Annotated in this window: 1 rRNA gene; it reads right to left on the bottom strand. The window is 52.1% G+C overall.

Going from position 1 to position 755, the window contains the following annotated elements:
• Positions 1–114: 114 nt before the first annotated feature.
• Positions 115–755, bottom strand: a 16S ribosomal RNA gene (locus WN56_RS08510); the annotation flags it as partial.

Genomic DNA, 755 nt, shown 5'->3' with positions numbered 1-755 from the left:
CTAACCACCTGAGCTACAGACCCATCTAAGGTACGAGCCTTTCACTAAGGCATTCGTATCTCTTTGACTTTCAACCTATACAATCTGTGTGAACACTCGTAAAAATAGCGTCAGTAAGGAGGTGATCCAGCCCCAGGTTCCCCTAGGGCTACCTTGTTACGACTTCACCCCAGTCATGAACCACACCGTGGTAAACGCCCTCCCGAAGGTTAAGCTATCTACTTCTGGTGCAGCCCACTCCCATGGTGTGACGGGCGGTGTGTACAAGGCCCGGGAACGTATTCACCGTGGCATTCTGATCCACGATTACTAGCGATTCCGACTTCATGGAGTCGAGTTGCAGACTCCAATCCGGACTACGACAAACTTTAAGGGATTCGCTCCACTTCGCAGCTTCGCTGCCCTCTGTATCTGCCATTGTAGCACGTGTGTAGCCCTACTCGTAAGGGCCATGATGACTTGACGTCGTCCCCACCTTCCTCCGGTTTATCACCGGCAGTCTCCCTGGAGTTCCCACCATTATGTGCTGGCAAACAAGGATAAGGGTTGCGCTCGTTGCGGGACTTAACCCAACATTTCACAACACGAGCTGACGACAGCCATGCAGCACCTGTCTCAGCGCTCCCGAAGGCACTCCTCTATCTCTAAAGGATTCGCTGGATGTCAAGAGTAGGTAAGGTTCTTCGCGTTGCATCGAATTAAACCACATGCTCCACCGCTTGTGCGGGCCCCCGTCAATTCATTTGAGTTTTAAC

The organism is Salinivibrio sp. KP-1 (assembly GCF_000968645.1).
Classification (GTDB): Bacteria; Pseudomonadota; Gammaproteobacteria; order Enterobacterales; family Vibrionaceae; genus Salinivibrio; species Salinivibrio siamensis.
This window is presented reverse-complemented; position numbering and strand designations above follow the sequence as displayed.